The organism is Bradyrhizobium sp., assembly GCF_049586575.1.
Taxonomy (GTDB): domain Bacteria; phylum Pseudomonadota; class Alphaproteobacteria; order Rhizobiales; family Xanthobacteraceae; genus Bradyrhizobium.
In genome coordinates this window covers 1-4218 of record NZ_JBAVCF010000597.1, presented here as the reverse complement: position 1 = coordinate 4218, position 4218 = coordinate 1, and the positions used below count along the sequence as shown (strand labels likewise).

The following is a 4218-nucleotide window of genomic DNA, read 5'->3' as shown; positions in this document are numbered from 1 at the left end:
GGGCCGAGACACCGTCCGCGGCTGGCGGCGGCAACGCACCGCCCCAAGGCAACGCGGATCACACCATTCGTATCTCAAGTGGGCTGGTCGAGCTTGCCTCTGACCACATTGTTTCGACCAAGCTTTATAACGGGCAATTTCCCGGCCCCCTGCTGCGCTTGAGGGAGGGGCAACCGGTGGTGGTCGATATCCACAACGACACCGACACGCCCGAACAGTTGCATTGGCATGGACAGACTGTGCCGGTCGATGTCGACGGCGCGGCGGAAGAGGGGACACCCTACATTCCCGCCCATGGCATGCGCCGGATCAGCTTTACCCCGGGCCCGGCGGGATTGCGGTTCTATCACACGCATCTTGTGCCGGGCGCCGACCTCACCAACGGTCAATATAGCGGGCAGGTCGGCACGGTTTACATCGAGCCAAAACGCGAGGCGGGGCGTTACGATCGCGAAGTCTTCCTGATGCTCAAGGAGTTTCAGCCGACGCTTAGCCGTGGCGGCGACATGGCCTCCGATTTTCTGGCGAAGGCAGCGCCAGTCAAATCGCTTGAGGACGTGGGCGAGAGCGCGATGCGCGCCTCGATGGCAAGCGGCAAACCGCACGGTTACGAGGTCGGCTACGACCTGTTTTCGATCAACGGCCGCATGCTCGGCCATGGCGAGCCGGTCCGCGTCAAGCAGGGCGAACGCGTGCTGTTTCATATCGTCAACGGCAGCGCCACGGAAATCCGCAGCCTCGCAGTGCCGGGTCATCGTTTCGAGGTCGTGGCGCTCGACGGCAATCCGGTGCCGAAGCCTGTCGAAGTGCCGGTGCTCTGGCTCGGGACCGCCGAGCGTATCTCGGCTATCGTGGAAATGAAGAACCCCGGTATATGGGTGTTGGGAGATATGGCCGACGACGACCGCGGCAAGGGCATGGGCATTGTGGTCGAATATGCCGGGCGCACCGGCAAGCCGAAATGGGTAAAGCCTGCCGGCTATCGCTGGGACTACACGATTTTCGGCAAGCAGGAGCCTGCCGCCGCGCCGGACGAGACTTTCGAGATGACGTTTGCCAAGAACAATGCGGCGCTGGACGGCTTCAACGAATGGACCATCAATGGCACCGCCTTCTCTATGGCGAGGATGGACCCGATCCTTCGCCTGAAGCAGGGCCGCCGCTATCGCCTGAAGATGCGCAACGCCAGTGACGACGTTCACCCCGTTCATCTGCACCGCCATAGCTTCGAAATCACGCGTATTGCCGGCAAAGCCACTTCCGGCGTGAGGAAGGACGTCGTCATGCTCGGCGGTTATCAGGAAGTCGAAGTCGACTTTGTGGCCGACAATCCAGGCAAGACCCTGTTTCACTGCCATCAGCAGCTTCATATGGATTTCGGCTTCATGGCGCTTTTCGACTATATGTAGTGACACGGTTGCCGAATCCGGGTTCGGTCGACCGGTGTGTGGCGAAACCCAGCGGGCGCGTTCAATTGAAGAGGCTTCGTTTGCCATCGACGCTGAATCGACGCCAGTTTGCTTTCGCTGCCGCCATATCGAGCGGTTTCTTCGGAGGCCTCATGGGCGGCCGCCTTGCGCAGGGGCGCCCGGTACGCTTTGAGAGGCGCCTGCCTATTCCGCCGCTGATCGATGCGGCCAAGCGGGGCAACGCCTTCGAATTGACGGTTGCGTCCGTAAGTCACTCGTTCGTGGGTGGCAAACCCACGCGCGCGTATGGCTACTCAGGACAGATTCTCGGACCGGTCCTGCGCCTGCGCCGCGGCGACGAAGTCGAGGTAACCGTCGAGAACAGGCTCGATGTCGATACGACGGTGCACTGGCACGGGCTCCTTGTATCCGGCGACGTCGACGGCGGACCCCATCAGGTCATCAAGCCGGACGGTAGATGGCGACCCAGACTCAAGATTGATCAGCCGGCTTCGACGCTGTGGTACCATCCACACCTGCACCATGACACGGCGCGGCAGGTCTATATGGGCCTTGCGGGAATGATCATTGTCGATGACGGTTCGGACACCAAACTCGGCCTGCCGCACGCCTATGGAATCGATGATCTGCCGATCATCCTGCAAGACCGGTCGTTCGGTCCCGACGGATCGCTTCTGTACGATCTCGATCCCCTTACGATCCAGTATGGCCTGCGGGGCAACACGATTATCGCCAACGGCATCGTCGCCCCTTTGGCCGAAGTGCCCAGCGGTCTCGTGCGGCTGCGTATCCTGAACGCAGCCAATGCGCAAAACTTCGATTTGCGATTCAGCGACAAGCGAAAGTTTTACGTCATCGCGTCGGACAACGGCTTTCTTTCGGCCCCGGCCGTCATGCGGCAACTCAGGATTTCTCCGGCGGAACGTTTCGAAATCATTGTTGATTTCTCGAGCGGCAAACCAGTCGTGCTCGAGACCGGCCCCGACAAGGCGATGGGCATATTTGGTGCGGTGTCGGAGGAGGACACTGCCGCTTTTGTCCCGATCATGCGCTTCGAACCGACGGCCAGGGCGGCGGCAACAAAAGAAATCCCAATCAGCCTGATTGAACCCGCGACGGCGGATGTCAATCGTTCCGTTCGTCGTCGGGAGTTTCTTCTCGAAAACGGGATTTGCGGAGGCCAGCGTCCCACGGAGACGGGCACGCTGCCGGGTCTGTGCATCAACGGAAAGACTCACGACATGGCGCGCATCGACGTCGAGGCCGCGCTTGGGACGATGGAGGTGTGGAAGATCCTCTCGCGCGGCATGGCGCATCCCTTTCATCTGCACGGAGCGTCGTTCAGGGTCCTGTCGCTGGGCGGAGCTCCACCTCCCGCGCACCTTGCAGGCTGGAAAGATGTGGTTCTGGTCGAAGACGAAGCAGAACTTCTCGTGAAGTTCGACCACCCCGCGACGCGGGAACACCCCTTTATGTATCACTGCCACATCCTTGAACACGAGGATGCCGGCATGATGGGGCAATATGTATGCGCCTGAAGGACGGCTTTGATCGGCGGTCGGCCTCATGCCGCAGATTGATGGGGGCGTGGCAACGGGCATCGCCCCGCCCATTTCAGTTGACAGGCCGCTGAACCGGCCCAGTATTGTCGGCGGAAAACCGCGGGAGTAGCAGCATGCCAAATTTCAATCGACGCGACGCTTTGAAAATGTCGGCGGGGCTCGCCGCCGCCGCGGGCGGATTCTCCTGTATCGAGCTGGCCAAAGCCGGGCCGATTGACGTGCCCACCATCGACAAGCTCAGCGTGCGCGTGATCGTCGATAGCGCCAGCGATGTCTTTTTCAAGCCGGCCGAAGTCGCGGGCGTGAAAACCGAGCCCGGCCGTTCCGCCAATTCGCTGCGGCCGCTGCACAGCGAATGGGGTCTTTCGTTATTCCTGGAGCCGCAGCGCGGCGACGTCAAACGCACGCTGCTGCTGGATTACGGTTGGACGCCTGAGGCCATCAACGGCAACCTGGAATTGCTCAAGATCGATCCCTCGAAGGTCGACGCGCTGATCATGAGCCACGGCCATTGGGACCATCTCGGCGGTATGATGGGCTTCCTCGACAAGCATCGCAAATCGATGCCGGCCGACCTCACGATGTATGCAGGCGGCGAGGATAATTTCTGCCAGCGCTACAACCGGAACGGAAAGGGCGAACTGAGCGATTTTGGCATGCTCGACCGCCGCGATCTCGCCAAGCGCGATGTCAAGGTGATGCTGTGCGAATCCCCGACCGTGATCTCCGATGTGGCCTTCACCACCGGCAAGATCAAGCGTAACTCGATTGAAAAGGTGCTGCCGAACACGGTGGTCGAGTTCAAGCTCAAGGACGGCGCGGGATGCAACTGGAGCCATTATTTGCCGGCCGAAATGGAAGGCAAGATTGTGCCTGACGAACACATCCACGAGCACGCGACCTGCTTCAACCTGAAGGACAAGGGTCTCATCGTCATTTCTTCCTGCGGCCATGTCGGCATCGTCAATTCCGTACGGCAGGCGATGGAAGTCTCAGGCATCGAGAAGGTGCATGCGATCGTGGGCGGCTTCCATCTCGGCCCCGCCCGGCCGGATTACCTGACAGAGGTCGTTGCCGAGATGGGCAAGCTCAATCCTGATGTGGTGATCCCCATGCATTGCAGCGGGCTCAACTTTACCCAGGAAGCGCAACGGCAGATGCCGGGCAAGGTGCTGACCACCACGACCGGCACCCGCATCACCTTCGGCATTTGACCGAGACCTGAC

General features: G+C 60.7%; 2 protein-coding genes and 1 pseudogene. All 3 read left to right on the top strand.

Annotated features, from left to right (window positions below):
- A partial coding sequence (locus tag WB528_RS22320) for a multicopper oxidase family protein (RefSeq protein ID WP_423890749.1) occupies positions 1–1409 on the top strand: 1409 nt, incomplete at its 5' end.
- A gap of 272 nt (positions 1410–1681) precedes the next feature.
- Positions 1682–2968: pseudogene (locus WB528_RS22315) on the top strand (multicopper oxidase domain-containing protein); the annotation flags it as partial.
- 137 nt (positions 2969–3105) lie between these two features.
- Positions 3106–4206: an MBL fold metallo-hydrolase gene (locus tag WB528_RS22310; protein ID WP_423890748.1), complete on the top strand. Its 1101-nt coding sequence runs from the start codon at positions 3106–3108 to the stop codon at positions 4204–4206.
- The last annotated feature ends 12 nt before the right edge of the window (positions 4207–4218 follow it).